Origin of the sequence: Amycolatopsis kentuckyensis (assembly GCF_002155975.1) — a bacterium.
GTDB lineage: Bacteria > Actinomycetota > Actinomycetes > Mycobacteriales > Pseudonocardiaceae > Amycolatopsis > Amycolatopsis kentuckyensis.
Genome location: NZ_MUMI01000535.1, coordinates 1 through 15,008 on the forward strand (window position 1 = coordinate 1; position 15,008 = coordinate 15,008).

The 15,008-nt window shown below is 70.8% G+C and carries 13 protein-coding genes; 8 read left to right on the forward strand and 5 right to left on the reverse strand.

The features are described 5' to 3' along the window. The coding region (locus CCN39_RS40725) for a LacI family DNA-binding transcriptional regulator (protein WP_143264343.1) at window positions 1-964 on the reverse strand (964 nt) is incomplete at its 3' end. 111 nt (window positions 965-1,075) lie between these two features. Here CCN39_RS40725 and CCN39_RS40730 point away from each other — a divergent pair. The 6 genes from CCN39_RS40730 (at window position 1,076) to CCN39_RS40755 (ending at window position 9,566) form a co-directional block, all read left to right on the forward strand. Continuing rightward, entirely contained in the window at window positions 1,076-2,002 is a 927-nt protein-coding gene (locus CCN39_RS40730) for a carbohydrate ABC transporter permease (protein ID WP_167455328.1), read from the forward strand. A 1-nt stretch (window position 2,003) separates the two neighbouring features. Further along, window positions 2,004-2,867 (forward strand): carbohydrate ABC transporter permease, encoded by an 864-nt coding sequence (locus tag CCN39_RS40735; protein WP_086851591.1) that lies wholly within the window; start codon window positions 2,004-2,006, stop codon window positions 2,865-2,867. A gap of 50 nt (window positions 2,868-2,917) precedes the next feature. Then, window positions 2,918-4,258 carry an ABC transporter substrate-binding protein gene (locus CCN39_RS40740; RefSeq protein WP_208630605.1) on the forward strand — a complete coding sequence of 447 codons (1,341 nt, stop codon included), beginning with the start codon at window positions 2,918-2,920 and terminating at the stop codon, window positions 4,256-4,258. After that, entirely contained in the window at window positions 4,255-5,799 is a 1,545-nt protein-coding gene (arfA, locus tag CCN39_RS40745) for an arabinosylfuranosidase ArfA (RefSeq protein ID WP_086851592.1), read from the forward strand. The genes CCN39_RS40740 and arfA overlap by 4 nt, the downstream gene beginning before the upstream one ends. Further along, window positions 5,792-7,546 (forward strand): glycoside hydrolase family 35 protein, encoded by a 1,755-nt coding sequence (locus CCN39_RS40750; protein ID WP_086851594.1) that lies wholly within the window; start codon window positions 5,792-5,794, stop codon window positions 7,544-7,546. Before arfA ends, CCN39_RS40750 begins: the two co-directional genes overlap by 8 nt. Window positions 7,547-7,622: 76 nt before the next feature. Then, window positions 7,623-9,566, forward strand: coding sequence for an RICIN domain-containing protein (locus tag CCN39_RS40755; protein WP_244211222.1), 1,944 nt, complete (start codon window positions 7,623-7,625; stop codon window positions 9,564-9,566). A gap of 53 nt (window positions 9,567-9,619) precedes the next feature. Here CCN39_RS40755 and CCN39_RS40760 read toward each other — a convergent pair whose 3' ends face one another. Continuing rightward, a complete protein-coding gene (locus CCN39_RS40760; protein ID WP_086851598.1) occupies window positions 9,620-9,955 on the reverse strand; it encodes a DUF3140 domain-containing protein in 336 nt (111 codons plus the stop codon). A gap of 175 nt (window positions 9,956-10,130) precedes the next feature. On the opposite strand from CCN39_RS40760, the gene CCN39_RS40765 reads away from it, so the two are divergent. Then, window positions 10,131-10,856, forward strand: a complete 726-nt coding sequence (locus CCN39_RS40765) for an ANTAR domain-containing response regulator (RefSeq protein WP_167455329.1) — start codon at window positions 10,131-10,133, stop codon at window positions 10,854-10,856. Here CCN39_RS40765 and CCN39_RS40770 read toward each other — a convergent pair. Beyond that, entirely contained in the window at window positions 10,810-11,550 is a 741-nt protein-coding gene (locus CCN39_RS40770; protein WP_086851602.1) for a maleate cis-trans isomerase family protein, read from the reverse strand. The genes CCN39_RS40765 and CCN39_RS40770 overlap by 47 nt on opposite strands. Here CCN39_RS40770 and CCN39_RS40775 point away from each other — a divergent pair. Next, window positions 11,549-12,814, forward strand: coding sequence for a metal-dependent hydrolase family protein (locus tag CCN39_RS40775; RefSeq protein ID WP_086851610.1), 1,266 nt, complete (start codon window positions 11,549-11,551; stop codon window positions 12,812-12,814). The two genes, CCN39_RS40770 and CCN39_RS40775, sit on opposite strands and share 2 nt — an antisense overlap. Before the next feature lies 1 nt (window position 12,815). Here CCN39_RS40775 and CCN39_RS40780 read toward each other — a convergent pair whose 3' ends face one another. Continuing rightward, window positions 12,816-13,880 (reverse strand): aldo/keto reductase, encoded by a 1,065-nt coding sequence (locus tag CCN39_RS40780; protein ID WP_086851603.1) that lies wholly within the window; start codon window positions 13,878-13,880, stop codon window positions 12,816-12,818. Window positions 13,881-13,959: 79 nt separating this feature from the next. Next, on the reverse strand, window positions 13,960-15,008 hold a 1,049-nt coding region (locus tag CCN39_RS40785), incomplete at its 5' end, for a tannase/feruloyl esterase family alpha/beta hydrolase (protein ID WP_086851605.1).

The following is a 15,008-nucleotide window of genomic DNA, read 5'->3' on the forward strand; positions in this document are numbered from 1 at the left end:
CGGCCAGCAGGGCCTTCACCGCGTGGTGGCCCACCGCCTCGAACGACTGGCGGATCGTCGTCAACGGGGGCCAGAAGTGGGCCGACTCCTCCATGTCGTCGAAGCCCACCACGCTGACCGAAGCCGGCACCGCGCGGCCGGATTCGTGCAACGCGCGCAGCAGCCCCAACGCCATCTGGTCGTTCGCCGCGAAGACCGCCGTCACCGCCGGGTCCGCCGCCAGGTGCAGCCCAGCCTGGTAGCCCGACTCCGGTGACCAGTCGCCGACCGACACCGGGGGGACCACGCGGCCCGCACGCTCCAAAGTGGCCTGCCACGACTTGCGGCGCCGCTCGGCCGAGTACGACTGCGGCGGTCCCGCGATGTGCCAGACCGTCGCGTGCCCCAGGGACAGCAGGTGGCTGGTCGCCCGGGCCGCGCCGTCGGCCTGGTCGTTGTCCACCACCGGGTAGTCGTAGCGGGCGCTCGAATCGATCACCACCACCGGGAGCCCGTGCGGCAGTTCGATTTCGCTTTGGTCAAGCTGGTGTTGCTCGATGAGGATGATGACGCCGTCGACGGCCTGCTCGTTCAACGTGCTGAACGCGCCCGTCACCTCGCCCTGCGTCGGCCGCGTCACCGGCATCAGGATGATCGAGAACCCCTCCGGGACGACCGCCGCCGCGATGGCGTCGAGGGTTCTGCTGTTGCCGAACGTCGGGAGGGCCGAAATGATCACGCCGATGCTGCGGAACTGGCCGTTGCGCAGGGCGCGGGCGGCGCTGTTGGGCCGGTAGCCGACCCGGCGCATCGCGGCGAGGACCCGCTCCCGCGTCGCGTCGTCCACATTGGTCTTCCCGTTGGCCACCCGGGAAACCGTCTGGCCCGAGACACCCGCCTCGCGGGCGACGTCCGCCATCGACGGGCCCCGGCGCCGGGCGGGGCCGGATGCGGATGACGTCGCTGTCTGGCGCGGCACGGTCACTCCTTGGTGTCCTGGACATGTTTACGTCAACACGTTACTCTGCGGCCGTCCATGTTGACGTAAACATCCCGCCGGGTCCAGTGCCCGGCCGCATGACCACTCGGAGAGACGATGACGTCCACAGCGGCTCCGCCCGCCCCGGTGCCTGCGCGCCGGGCGCCCGCGGCCCGCCGGCCGCGGCGGAACTGGCGGGGCTGGCTCTTCGTCGCCCCGTTCATGGTGGTGTTCGCGCTGACCTTCATCGCGCCCGTCGTATACGCGTTCGTGCTCAGCCTCTTCCGCGACCAGGCCTTCTTCGGCGGCACCGTGTTCGTCGGCGCCGACAACTACGTCCAGGTCTTCGGCGACCCGAAGTTCTGGGAGGCCTTCCGGCGGGTGCTGGTGTTCCTCGCGGTGCAGGTGCCGATCATGCTGGTGCTCGCGCTGATCGCGGCCCTGGCGATCGACAGCGCCCGGCTGCACGCCGCCGGGTTCTTCCGGATCGTGATCTTCCTGCCGTACGCGGTGCCCGCCGTCGTCGCCGCGCTGATGTGGGGCTTCATCTACGGTGACCACTTCGGACTGGCCGCCGACCTGAACCACCTGCTCGGCACCGACGTCAAGCCGTTGTCGCCGAGCTGGCTGCTCACGTCGATCGGCAACATCGTCACGTGGGAGTTCGCGGGCTACAACATGCTCATCTTCTACTCCGCGCTGAAGGTGATCCCCAAGGAACTGTTCGAGGCCGCCTCGATCGACGGTGCCGGCACGTTCCGCACCATCCTGTCGGTCAAGCTCCCCGCGATCCGGGGCGCCATCGTGGTCGCGACGATCTTCTCGATCATCGGCAGCTTCCAGCTGTTCAACGAGCCGAACATCATGCGCAACCTGGTACCGAACACGATCGGCACGTTCTACACGCCGAACATGTACGCCTACAACCTTTCCTTCAACGGGCAGCAGTACAACTACTCCGCCACCGTCGCGATCGTGATGGGCGTGATCACCGCGGTCATCGCCTACGTCGTGCAGCTGCGCGGCTCCCGGAAGGAGATGTGACGTGGCCACGTTTTCCGTGACCAGGCCCCGCAAGTCCCGTGTCCTCACCGGCTTCATGGCGCTGTACCTGATCTACACCCTGGTTCCCCTGGTGTGGCTGGTGATCAACGCGAGCAAGACCCAGCCGGAGCTGTTCTCGACGTCGGGGCTGTCCTTCGGCGGCACGTTCGCGCTGTTCGACAACATCGGCCAGACGTTCACCTACAACGGCGGGATCTTCTTCCGCTGGCTCGGGAACACCCTGCTGTACGTCGTGGTCGGGGCCGGCGGCGCGACGATCCTCGCCACCGCGGCGGGGTACGGGCTGGCCAAGTACCGCTTCCCCGGCCGCCGCTCGGTGTTCGCCGTCGTTCTCGGGGCCGTGGCCGTGCCGCCGACGGCGCTGGCCGTGCCGACCTTCCTGATGTTCAGCAAGCTCGGGCTGACCAACACGCCGCTGGCGGTCCTCATCCCGTCGCTGATCAGCCCGTTCGGCCTGTACCTCATCTGGGTCTACGCCGCCGACGCCATCCCGGACGAGCTCCTGGAAGCGGCGCGGATCGACGGCGCGGGCGAGATCCGGATCTTCCTCACCGTGACGCTGCGCCAGCTGGTCCCCGGGATCATCACCGTCGCGCTGTTCACGATGGTGCAGACGTGGAACAACTACTTCCTGCCGCTGATCATGCTCAGCGAGCCGAAGTGGTACCCGCTGACCGTCGGGCTCAACCAGTGGAGCGCCCAGGCCAACGGCGCCGGCGCCCAGCCGATCTTCAACCTGGTCCTCACCGGGTCGTTGCTCACCATCATCCCCCTAGTCGTCGCTTTCCTGCTCATGCAACGGTTCTGGCAATCGGGCCTGAGCGCCGGCAGCGTCAAGCAGTAGCAGCGTCAACCAGTAACGACCGCCGTCACACCGCCGTGAAGGGACACTCGATGTCAAGATTCCGCACCCGCGCCAAGGCGGCCGCCGCCATCGCGCTGGCCGCCGCGCTGGCCGTCGGCTGCTCGTCCGGGGGCTCGTCCTCGGCACCCGCGGCCGCCACCGGCACCCAGGACTCCGTCGACGCCGCGCTGAAGGCGGGCGGCGAGATCACGTACTGGAGCTGGACCCCGTCGGCCAAGGACCAGGTGGCCGCGTTCCAGAAGGAGTACCCGAACGTCAAGGTCAACTACGTCAACGCGGGTACCAACAAGGAGGAGTACACCAAGCTCCAGAACGCGATCAAGGCCGGCTCGGGTGCCCCCGACGTCGCCCAGATCGAGTACTACGCCCTCCCGCAGTTCGCGCTGACCGATTCACTGGCCGACCTCAACCAGTTCGGGTTCGGCTCGTTCGAGAAGGACTACAGCGCCTCGACGTGGGCGCAGGTGAAGAACGGCAACGGGATCTACGGCCTCCCGCAGGACTCCGGCCCGATGGCCCTGTTCTACAACAAGGAGGTCTTCGACAAGAACGGCATCACCGTGCCGAAGACCTGGGCCGAGTACCTCGAAGCGGCGAAGAAGCTGCACACCGCCGACCCCACCAAGTACATGACCTCGGACACCGGTGACCCCGGGGCCGTGCTGAGCATGATCTGGCAGGCCGGCGGGCGTCCGTTCGCCGTCGACGGCAAGAACGTGAAGGTCAACTTCGGCGACGCGGGCACCAAGAAGTGGACCGCGATGTGGGACCAGATGATCCAGGGCAAGCTGCTCGCCCCGGTCAAGGAGTGGTCCGACGACTGGTTCCGCGCCCTCGGCGACGGCACCATCTCGTCGCTGGTCACCGGTGCTTGGATGCCGGGCAACTTCATCTCCTCGGTGCCCGGTGCCGCCGGCAAGTGGGCCGTCGCGCCGATGCCGACCTACGACGGCAAGCCGGTGACCGCGGAGAACGGCGGCAGCGCCCAGTCCGTGGTCAAGCAGAGCAAGAACCCGGCCCTGGCCGCCGGTTTCGTGCGCTGGCTCAACCACGCCGGCGGCGTCGCGCCGTTCATCAAGAGCGGCGGCTTCCCGTCCACCACGGCCGACCTGACCTCGCCCGCGTTCGTCGACGAGGCCGTGCCGTACTTCGGCGGCCAGAAGATCAACCAGGTGCTGACCCAGGCGTCGAAGGACGTCGCGCCGGGCTGGACCTACCTGCCGTACCAGACCTACGCCAACAGCATCTTCAGCGACACCGCCGGCAAGGCCTACGTGAACGCCACCCCGCTCGACGCCGGTCTGGCGGCCTGGCAGCAGGCCATCGTCGACTACGGCAACCAGCAGGGCTTCACGGTCAGCGCGGGATGACCGTCCACATCGAAGGCGACGCGGGCCAGGTCATCGGCCCGGTCCCGCGTCGCCTCTTCGGCTCGTTCGTCGAGCACATGGGCCGGTCCGTCTACACCGGACTGTACGAGCCCGGTCACTCCACATCGGACGATCGCGGCTTCCGCCGCGACGTGCTGGAGCTGGTCCGGGAGCTCGGCCCGACCGTGCTCCGCTACCCCGGTGGCAACTTCGTCTCCGGCTACCGCTGGGAAGACGGCGTCGGGCCGGCCGAAACCCGGCCGGTCCGGCTGGACCCGGCGTGGCACAGCGTGGAATCCAACCGCTTCGGCCTGCACGAATTCGTCGCGTGGGCCGAAGCCGCGGGTGCCGAGGTGATGTACGCCGTCAACCTCGGCACCCGCGGCATCCAGGAGGCCGCCGACGTCCTGGAGTACTGCAACCACGCCGGCGGCACGGAACTGAGCGAGCGGCGGCGCGCCAACGGCGCCGACCGCCCGTTCGGCTTCAAGCTGTGGTGCCTCGGCAACGAGATGGACGGCCCGTGGCAGATCGGCCACAAGACGGCCGACGAGTACGGCCGCCTGGCCGCGGAAACCGCCCGGCTGATGCGGATGATCGACCCCGGCGTCGAGCTGGTCGTCGCGGGCAGTTCGCACGCCGACATGCCGACGTTCGGCTCGTGGGAGCGCACGGTGCTGCGCCACACCGCCGAGCTGGTCGACCACATCTCGCTGCACGCCTACTACCAGGAGCTGCACGGCGACACCGACAGCTACCTGGCCAGCGCGGCCGCGCTGGACCGCTACATCGCCACGACGGCCGGGGTCATCGACGAGACCCTCGCCGAGCTGGGGCTCGACAAGAAGATCGGGATCAGCGTCGACGAGTGGAACGTCTGGGACCTGCGCCGCTGGAACGAGGTCGACCAGGCGGAGCTCGCCGCGGGCGGCTGGCGGCAGCACCCGCGGATCATCGAGGACACCTACACCGTCACCGACGCGGTCGTCGTCGGCTCGCTGCTGAGTTCCCTGCTGCGCAACGTCGACCGCGTCACCATGGCCAACCAGGCGCAACTGGTGAACGTCATCGCGCCGATCCGCTCCGAGCCCGGTGGCCCGGCCTGGCGGCAGACGACGTTCCACCCGTTCCGGCAGGTCGCCGCGCTGGCCGGCGGGGCGAGCCTGCGCCTGGCCGTCGACGGCGACCGGCTCCGCACCGCGCAGCACGGCGAAGTCGCCCTCGTCGACGCCGCGGCGACGGTCGAAGACTCCGGGCGCGGGGCGGTGTTCCTCACCAACCGCGCGACGGCGTCGCCGACCGAAGTTCGGATCCGCCTGCGCGGCGCCCGGTTCGGCCTCTACGCCGCCGAAACCCTGACCACACCGGACGGCGAGACCCGCCACACCGTGAACACCGCCGACTCACAACCGGTCCGGCCGGTGCCGCTACCCGGCGCCGCCGCGACGTCCGATCCCGGGGGGACGACCATCACCGTGACACTGCCACCCTTGTCCTGGACCGTGCTCCAGCTGACCCCCCAGGCGGCTCCGGATGCCTGAGTTCGCCATCGGGGAGCACGACTTCCTGCTCGACGGCCGCCCGTTCCGCATCCTTTCCGGTGCCCTGCACTACTTCCGGGTGCACCCGGACCTGTGGGCCGACCGGATCGACAAGGCCCGGCGGATGGGGCTCAACACCATCGAGACGTACGTGGCGTGGAACGCGCACGCCCCCGAGCCCGGCACGTTCGACCTGTCCGGCGGGCTCGACCTCGACCGCTTCCTGCGCATGATCGCCGACGCCGGGATGTACGCGATCGTGCGGCCCGGCCCGTACATCTGCGCCGAATGGGACAACGGCGGGCTGCCGGCGTGGCTGTTCCGCGACCCGTCGGTCGGGGTGCGCCGGTACGAGCCGAAGTACCTCGACGCCGTCCGCGAGTACCTGACCAAGGTGTACGAGGTCGTCGTCCCGCACCAGATCGACCGCGGCGGACCGGTGCTGCTGGTCCAGGTGGAGAACGAATACGGGGCGTTCGGCGACGACAAGCGCTACCTGAAAGCGCTTGCCGAGCACACGCGCGAGTCCGGCGTCACCGTGCCGCTGACCACGGTGGACCAGCCGACGCCGGAGATGCTGGCGGCGGGCAGTCTCGACGGGCTGCACCGCACCGCGTCGTTCGGGTCCGGTGCCGAAGCGCGGCTGGCGATCCTGCGCGCGCACCAGCCGACCGGGCCGCTGATGTGCAGCGAGTTCTGGAACGGCTGGTTCGACCACTGGGGCGCGCACCACCACACGACGTCGGCCGCGGATTCGGCGGCGGAGCTCGACGCGCTGCTCGCCGCGGGCGCGTCGGTCAACCTGTACATGTTCCACGGCGGCACCAACTTCGGCCTCACCAACGGCGCCAACGACAAGGGCGTCTACCAGCCGCTGATCACGTCCTACGACTACGACGCGCCGCTGGACGAAGCCGGGAACCCGACGCCGAAGTACCACGCCTTCCGCGACGTGATCGCCCGATACCACAAGGTCCCGGACACCGTCCCGCCGCCGGCCCGGCCCGCGCCGACACCGCAGGGGATCCTGCGCGACCCCGTCCGGCTGCTCGACGCCCCGGACCGCTGGGGCACCTGGGAGTCCCACGAGGACCTGCCCGCGTTCGACGAGCTCACGCCGATGCCGCAGCTCGCGCTGCTGCGCACGAGGATCGAGGGCGACCGGCCCGGCGTGCTGACCTTCGGCGAGGTCCGCGACCGCGCCACCGTGTTCTTCGACGGCGACCTCGTCGGCACGCTCAGCCGGGACCACCACGAGCGCGCGATCCCGCTGCCGCGCGCGGCCGGCGAGCTGCTGGTGCTGGTCGAGGACCAGGGCCGCGTCGACTACGGCCCGCGCATCGGCGAGGCGAAGGGCATCATCGGCGGGGCGGCGCTGCACGGCGAGCCGCTGACCGGCTGGGACGTGCTGCCGCTCGACCTGGCCGCGCTGCCGTCGCTGCGGCCGTCGTCGCCGGCGTCCGTGGCGGGTGCGGTGGCCGGGCCGGTGGTGCTGCGCGCCGAGATCGACGTCGACGAGCCCGCCGACCTCTTCCTCGACACGGGGGAGTGGGGCAAGGGCGTCGCCTGGCTCAACGGGTTCGCGCTCGGCCGGTACTGGCGGCGCGGGCCGCAACGGACGCTGTACGTGCCGCGCCCGGTGGTCCGGGCCGGCGCCAACGAACTCGTCGTGCTCGAACTGGGCACGATGCTCGACCCCGCGGCCCGGTTCGTGCCGCGGCCGCTGCTCGGCCACACCGAGGCCTGAGAAAGTCCCCACCGCACCGAAGGGCAGTTCGACGATGAACTTGCGGCGTTTGCTCACCGTCCTTTGTGTACCAATCGTGACGACCGGGTTGGCCGTCGCACCGGCGGAAGCGGCCACCGCGGTGACCGTGAAGCCGGACCCGACCTACCGGCAGCAGGCGTTCGACGGCTGGGGCGCCAGCCTGGCGTGGATGGCGGAGGCGACCGGCGGCTACCCCGACGCCGTCCGGAACAAGCTGGCGGACCTGGTCTTCGGGCCCGACGGGCTGAACCTGAACATCGCCCGGTTCAACGTCGGCGGCGGCAACGCCCCCGACGTCCCGTCGTACCTGCGCGCGGGTGCCGCGGTCCCGGGCTGGTGGAAGGCACCGGCCGGCACCACCCGCAACGACAAGGACTGGTGGACGCCGGGCAACGCGGCCGAGTTCGACCCGAAGGCCGACCCGAACCAGCGCTGGTGGGTCGACAAGATCAAGAACCGCGTCACGAAGTGGGAGGCGTTCAGCAACTCGCCGCCGTACTTCCAGACCGTCTCCGGGTACGTCTCGGGCGGCTTCAACGCCACCGACGAGCAGCTGCGCCCCGACAAGATCGGCGACTTCACGGCCTACCTGACGCAGGTCGTGCGCACCCTCGAACGCGCGCACGGCATCAAGTTCGCGTCGGTGAACCCGCTGAACGAGCCCAACACGAACTACTGGAAGACCACGCTCGGCGCCGACGGCAACCCGACCGGCGGGCGGCAGGAAGGCGCGCACATCGGGCCGTCGGTCCAGTCGCAGCTGATCCCGGCGATGGCCTCGGCCCTGAAGTCGGCCGGTTCGCGGGCGATGGTCTCCGCCCCCGACGAGACCAATCCGGACATCTTCGCCGCGGACTGGGCCGGCTGGTCGGCCGACGCCCGCGCGGCGGCGGGCCGGCTCAACGTGCACACCTACGGCACCGGCAACCGGCCGGTCCCGCGTGACCTGGCCAAGGGCGCGGGCAAGCCGCTGTGGATGAGCGAGGTCGGCGGCAGCTGGCTGGACCGGCAGGACTTCACGGACATGGACCCCGGTCTCGGCATGGCCAAGCAGATCACCGACGACCTGCGGCTGCTCGAGCCGAGCGCGTGGGTCAGCTGGCAGCCGATCGAGGACTACAACAACATGAAGCCGGGCGGGGAGTCCGCGGCCGGGATGAACTGGGGCGAGATCCAGGTCCCGTTCGACTGCCCGAAGAACGCCACCCTGCAGACCTGCCAGATCAAGACCAACACGAAGTTCAACACGATGCGCAACTTCACCCACTACATCAAGCCGGGTGACCGGCTGGTCGGGGTGAACGACACCGCGTCGACGGCCGCGATGCGGGGCGAGGACCTGGCCACGGTCGTGCACACCAACGCGGGCACGGACGACCAGGACGTCACGCTCGACCTGTCGGGCTTCCGGAACGTCCGCCCGGGCGCGTCGGTGACGCCGGTGGTCACCGACGTCACCGGGGCGCTGCAGCGCGGCAAGCCGGTGCGGGTGACCGCGGGCAAGGCGACGCTGCGGGTGCCGGCGCGTTCGGTGACGAGCTTCCTGGTCGACGGCGTCTCTTCGACGGCGGCCGGCACGGGCATCGGCTCGGGCAAGCCGTTCACCTTCACCGGTGTGCAGAGCGGCAAGTCGCTGTCGGCGGAGAACGGCTCGCTGGTCCAGCGCACGACGGACGCGACGGCGGCGGCGCAGCGCTGGACGCTCACCGACCGCACGGGCCGCTACGGCAACCGCGACCGGTTCACCATCACGAACGCGGGCACGGGCCAGGTGCTCAGCACGTCCGGCGGCGCGGTGACGCTGGCCGCGGCGGGCGCGTGTGACCCGGCGGCGCAGTGGACGCTGTCCACGACCGGCGACGGCACCTGGACGTTCGTCAACGCGGCGAGCGGCCAGCTGCTCGACGTGGTCGGCGAGTCCCGCGAGGACGGCGCCCGGATCGGCCTGTACAAGCCGACCAACGGGCCCAACCAGCGCTGGCAGGCCATCGCCGGCTGACCGGGGAACCACCGAAGGCCACCACCGGCTCGCCGGTGGTGGCCTTCGGTGCGTCACGCGGGTTTGAGCGGGTCGTGGCCGATCGACATCAGGCGGTGGCGCCAGTGTGCCTCGCCCGCCGTCGGCTCCAGGTCGTCGCGGCGCTCCGAATGCACCCGGTCGACCACCTTCCGCATCACGTCCGCGTCGTGGTCGTCCACGTCGGACCGCCGTTTGCGCAGGACGCCCAGGACCTGGTTGCCCGTGGGCGGGCCCGCTTCGCCGGGGAGCGGTTCGGTCTCCGGGCCCGCGTCGCGGGTGCGCAGCCAGTCCTCCAGCTCGCGCGAGGTCATGTTCACCACCCGGTGGAACTCCGCCCACAGCTCGTCGTCAACAGCCGGATTGTCCATCTTCGTCGGCTACCCGGCGCGGCCTACGTCAAACCGGGAGCCCGTGGCCGGTAGAATTCGTCCGGACCCGTTGAAACGCCAGCGGTGGTCTCTGTTGACGCTGCTGGCGAGCTCGATCCCGTGCTCGCCGCTTGACGCATGGGAGGGGTGGGCCTTGCCGACCACTGGCGACGGCATGGCGGAGCGGGTCGACGAGCTGAACGCCGTGCTGGCCGATCTCGTCGGGGTCCTCGAATCGATGTCCGACACACCGGGCCTGCTCGACGCGGTCTGCGGCGAGGCGGTCCGGGTGGTCCCGGACGCGGACCTGGCCAGCATCCTGGTCGTCCGCGACGGCGTGACCCAGACGGCGGCTTTCACGGACGAGCGGGCCCGGCGCATCGACGACGTCCAATACGCGGCAGGCGACGGTCCGGGCCTGCTCGCGGCGCTGACGGGCGAAGTCGTGCGGGTGGCGGTCGCGGAGACGGGCGACCAGTGGCCCGAGTTCGTGGCGGCGGCCAAGGAACTCGGCGTGGGCAGCTACCTGGCGGTCCCGCTGCGGGTGGACGACACCCTGGTGGGCGCGATCACGCTGTTCGGCTTCGAGACCCACGGCTACCACGAATTCGACACGAAGGTGTTGCGGCTGTTCACGTTGTGCGTGGAGACGGTGCTGCGGCTGACCCGCCGCTACCGGGAAGCCCGCCGGCTGGCGGACGAGCTGCGCAACGCGATGGAGACCCGGGCGGTGATCGAGCAGGCCAAGGGCATGCTGATGCTGATCCACCGGGTCAACGAGGACGCGGCGATGCACCGGTTGATCGTGGAGTCCCAGCACACGAACATCAAGCTGCGAGACGTCGCGGCCCGGTTCACGAAGCGGATGAGCTCGGCGGACGGAGGCCCGGCCCGGCACTGAACAGCGTCCCCGGACCGTCCGGCACGGGCGCGCCTCCGAGTGCGTCCCAAACGGTGACCGCGGTCGCGGTGAGCACGGGCTTGCCCAGGTGTTCCTCCAGCCCGGCGAGCAGCGGCGTGGTGTGCAGGGCGGTCTCGGGAACGAGCACGGCCTCGGCGTCTTCGTGGTCGGCGGCCAGGGTGAGCGCGCTGATCCGGCGCCCGTCCCAGGCGGCGACCGCACGATCGGAGCCCGCATCGGCCGAGACGGCGTGCACCGTCGTCACCCCGGCCTCGGCGAGGAAGGCGGCGAAGGCGGCGGTCAGGCTCGGGTGGTAGACGGAAGCGAGCGCGACGCGGTCGATCTCCAGCCGGTCGAGAGCGGCGAGGTAGGCCAGGGACGTGCTGCTCGCCGGGACGCCGAGGTGGTCGGTGAGCGCCCGCGCCTGGTCGCGGGCGCCGTCGAGGCCGTGGGTGAAACTGCAGCTGGAACACGCCCAGCTGACGACGTCCGGGGTGCTGGCGAACCCGTCGGCGGCGGTGACGAGGCGGGCGGGCGTGCCCAGCGCCCGCACGGCGGCGGTTTGGCCGGCCGCGTCCGGATCCCCTTCGACGTAGGCGAAGTCGAGGTCCGGAGCGGGATCGAGCCGGCGGCAGAGGGCGGCGAAGTCGTCTTCGCCGCGGTCCCGGGTCGGGTACAACAGGCCTATGCGCATGACTCCGGTTACCCGGATTTCGCCGCGTGCCCGTGTCCGCGCTCGAGGAGGAACAGTGAACCTGCTGCTGCGCAACGCCCGCCTGCTCGACCCGCTGTCCGGCGAGTACACCGAGGGCGACCTCCGGTGCGCCGACGGCCGGATCGCCGAGGTGGGCCCCGGTCTCCCCGGGGCCGAGGTGCCCACCCTCGATCTGCGGGGCGCGGCCGTGCTGCCCGGGCTGGTCGACGCGCACGTGCACGTCACCGCGTCGACGGCGGACCTCGGTTCGCTGCCGTCGTCGTCGCCGTCCTACGTGGCCGCGCACGCCGCGCGCACGATGAGCCGGATGCTCGACCGCGGGTTCACCACCGTCCGCGACGCCTCGGGTGCCGACTTCGGGCTGGCCGACGCCCAGGCGGAAGGGCTGTTCCGCGGCCCGCGGCTGCTGTTCTGCGGACGGGCGCTGAGCCAGACCGGCGGCCACGGCGACAGCCGCACGCGGGGCACCCGGGTCCAGGACGACCACCCGTGCTGCGCCGGGCTCGGCCGGGTGGCCGACGGCGAGGACGCCGTCCGCGCCGCGGCCCGTGACGAGCTGCGCAAGGGCGCCCACCACCTCAAGGTGATGGCCTCCGGCGGGGTGGCGTCCCCGACCGACCGCATCGACTCGACGCAGTACTCGGCCGGGGAACTGCGCGCGATCGTCGAGGAAGCCGAAGCTGCCAACCGGTACGTCGCCGCGCACGCCTACACCGCCCGCGCCGTGAACCGGGCCCTCGAACTCGGCGTCCGGTCCATCGAGCACGGCAACCTCATCGACGACCGCAGTGTCGAGCTGTTCCTCGAGCACGACGCGTTCCTGGTGCCGACCCTGGTCACGTACTGGGCCCTGAAGGAGGAGGGCCGCGAGCACGGGCTGCCGGAATCGAGCTGGCACAAGCTGGACGAGGTCCTGGGAGCGGGCTTGGCGGCCCTGGAGCGCGCGGCCCGCGGCGGCGTCAAGCTGGTCTACGGCACGGACCTCCTCGGCGGCATGCACCGCCACCAGAACCACGAGTTCCGCCTGCGCGCCGAGGTCCAGTCCCCGCTGGAGATCCTCCGCTCGGCCACGTCGACGGCGGCGGACCTGCTGAACCTCACCGGCGAGATCGGGACACTGGCCGTGGGCGCGCACGCGGACCTGCTGGTGGTGGACGGCGATCCGCTGGCGGACATCGGGGTCTTGGCCGAGCCGAAGCACTTCCGCCACGTCGTCCAGGGCGGCGCCGTGGTGTCCGGCTGAACTACCAGTTCCGCACCGCGGGCGCGTACCCCGCCGGCTTGTCGCCGATCTTCAGCCCCGGGCTGACGATCCAGTTCTGGTACCCCGGGGTGAACATCCGGTACACCGACGCCGGCGGGACCGCGCTCGCCTCGTCGAGCAGGGTGCGCAGCTCGGCCGGGATCTCGAAGTCCAGCGCCGCCATGCTCGTGCCGAGCTGGTCCGCGCTGCTCGCGCCGACGATCGCCGCCGCGACGCCCGGCCGGGTGGCCACCCAGTTGATCGCCACCTGGGCCATCGTCACGCCCAGCTTGCCCGCGACTTCTTCGAGCGGGCCGAGCACCTGCGGGGTGCTGTCGGTCCAGCTGGGACTGTCGGTGAACCGGCCGGTGCCGCCGTCGCGGTACTTGCCGGTGAGAACGCCGCCCGCCAGGGGGCTCCACGCCGTGACGCCGAGCCCGAGGTGCTGCGCCATCGGCACGTGCTCGGTCTCGATCTGCCGCTCCACCAGCGAATACGGCAGCTGCAGGTTGACCATCGGGGCCAGCGAGTGCGTTTCCGCGAGGCTCTGCGCCCGTGCCGCGTACCAGCTCGGGACGTCGGACAGGCCCGGGTAGCGGATCTTGCCCGCGCGGACGAGGTCGTCGAACGTGCGCACCACCTCTTCGACCGGGGTGATCCGGTCCCAGGTGTGCAGCAGGAAGAGGTCGACGTAGTCGGTGCCCAGCCGGCGCAGCGACGCTTCGAGGGCGCGGATCACGTGCTTGCGCCCGTTGCCGCCGGCGTTGGGGTCGGCCGGGTCGACGCTGTTGGTGAACTTGGTGGTGAGGACCAGCCGGTCGCGGGCCTTCGCCTCGGCGACGAGCTTGCCGAGGATCGTTTCGCTTTCGCCCGCGGTGTAGAAGTCCGCCGTGTCGACGAAGTTGCCGCCCTCGTCGAGGTACTTGCGGAAGATCGGGCGGACCTCGTCCGCGGTTTTGCCGTAGGCGGCGTGGAAACCGCCGGTGCCGAAGTTCATCGTGCCGAGGGCGAGCCGGCTGACGCGCAGTCCGGAGCGGCCGAGGAGGTAGTACTGATCGAGTGCCATGGCCTCAGCGTGCCGAGCCATTTTTGGACCCGCAAGTCCAGTCCGCGAGCGCCTCGGGACGGCGCTCGCGGACCGGGGCTCAGCGGCAGCGGTAGCTCGACGCCGTGGCCGGGTCGCCGCCGGTGTAGCGCGAAACCCGCGGGTACGGGCACAGGTTGCGCGTCTTGCCGTCCGCGGACGCCGCCGCCAGCGTCGCCGGTGCCTTGCCGTGCTCGACCCAGTCGACCAGGGCGCCCAGCGCGTTCGTCGGTTCCGGGCCGCCACCGCCGAAGCAGTGCTCGACACCCGGCGCCAGGAACAGCCGGTAGAAGTCGTTCACCCGCTGCGCGCCGCCCATCGTGCGGTCCACCTGAGCGCGGTACGAAAGCGTGCCGCCCGGCGGGATGAGCTGGTCGTTCGCGCCGACGAACGTGATCAGCTTGCCGCCGGCGCGGCGGAACGCCGACAGGTCGGGGTCGGACGTGCCGATGACGTCGTCGTACTCACGCACCGACTGGCGGAACAGGGCCGTGAACTGCGCGTACGTCAGCTTCGACGTGTCGAAATCGGCCTGCTTCTCCAGGAACGACTGCACCCACTTGACGGCCACCGGGAAGCCCGGCGCGGTCAGCGTGCCGTCGGGACCCGGCTGGGTGCCGGCGAGCCACGTGAAGTCCGCGCCCTTCGGCAGCCCGGCCCAGAGCCGGCGGCCGTGCTCGTCCGTCGGGCCGGCCCAGATCTTGCGGACGACCTCGGCGTCCGCGGCCGTGACGGTGAACTCGTGGCCGTCGCAGACCACCTTCGTCCCGACCAGGCTGCGCGGGTCGTAGCTGCATTCGTCCGGCCGGTCGACGATGCCGTTGGTCACGCCGTCGCGCGCGTCGCACGCCTGGACCGCGGCCGTGCGGAACGCGGAAAGCACGCAGGGGCTGGGGAAGTCGTGGCTTTGGTTCATGACGACCTGCGGCCAGAGCGTCGCGACCGCGAACTGCGTCCAGTCGACGGCGGGGGCGTTGGCCAGGATGCCGTCGAAGTCCCCGGGGTACTTCTGGGCCTCCGAGTAGCCCTGGCGGCCGCCGGTCGAGCAGCCGGTCCAGTAGGAGTAGGAGATCGGGCGCTGGTAGTACCGCTGGGTGACGGCCTTGCCGA

What these genes read in the sequence shown, in the direction of transcription:
- CCN39_RS40730 (WP_167455328.1), top strand. Translation starts at nt 1,076, where the DNA reads ATGACGTCCACAGCGGCTCCGCCCGCCCCGGTGCCTGCGCGCCGGGCG.
- CCN39_RS40740 (WP_208630605.1), top strand. Translation starts at nt 2,918, where the DNA reads ATGTCAAGATTCCGCACCCGCGCCAAGGCGGCCGCCGCCATCGCGCTG.
- arfA (WP_086851592.1), top strand. Translation starts at nt 4,255, where the DNA reads ATGACCGTCCACATCGAAGGCGACGCGGGCCAGGTCATCGGCCCGGTC.
- CCN39_RS40750 (WP_086851594.1), top strand. Translation starts at nt 5,792, where the DNA reads ATGCCTGAGTTCGCCATCGGGGAGCACGACTTCCTGCTCGACGGCCGC.
- CCN39_RS40760 (WP_086851598.1), bottom strand. Translation starts at nt 9,955, where the DNA reads ATGGACAATCCGGCTGTTGACGACGAGCTGTGGGCGGAGTTCCACCGG.
- CCN39_RS40765 (WP_167455329.1), top strand. Translation starts at nt 10,131, where the DNA reads ATGGCGGAGCGGGTCGACGAGCTGAACGCCGTGCTGGCCGATCTCGTC.
- CCN39_RS40775 (WP_086851610.1), top strand. Translation starts at nt 11,549, where the DNA reads ATGACTCCGGTTACCCGGATTTCGCCGCGTGCCCGTGTCCGCGCTCGA.
- CCN39_RS40770 (WP_086851602.1), bottom strand. Translation starts at nt 11,550, where the DNA reads ATGCGCATAGGCCTGTTGTACCCGACCCGGGACCGCGGCGAAGACGAC.
- CCN39_RS40780 (WP_086851603.1), bottom strand. Translation starts at nt 13,880, where the DNA reads ATGGCACTCGATCAGTACTACCTCCTCGGCCGCTCCGGACTGCGCGTC.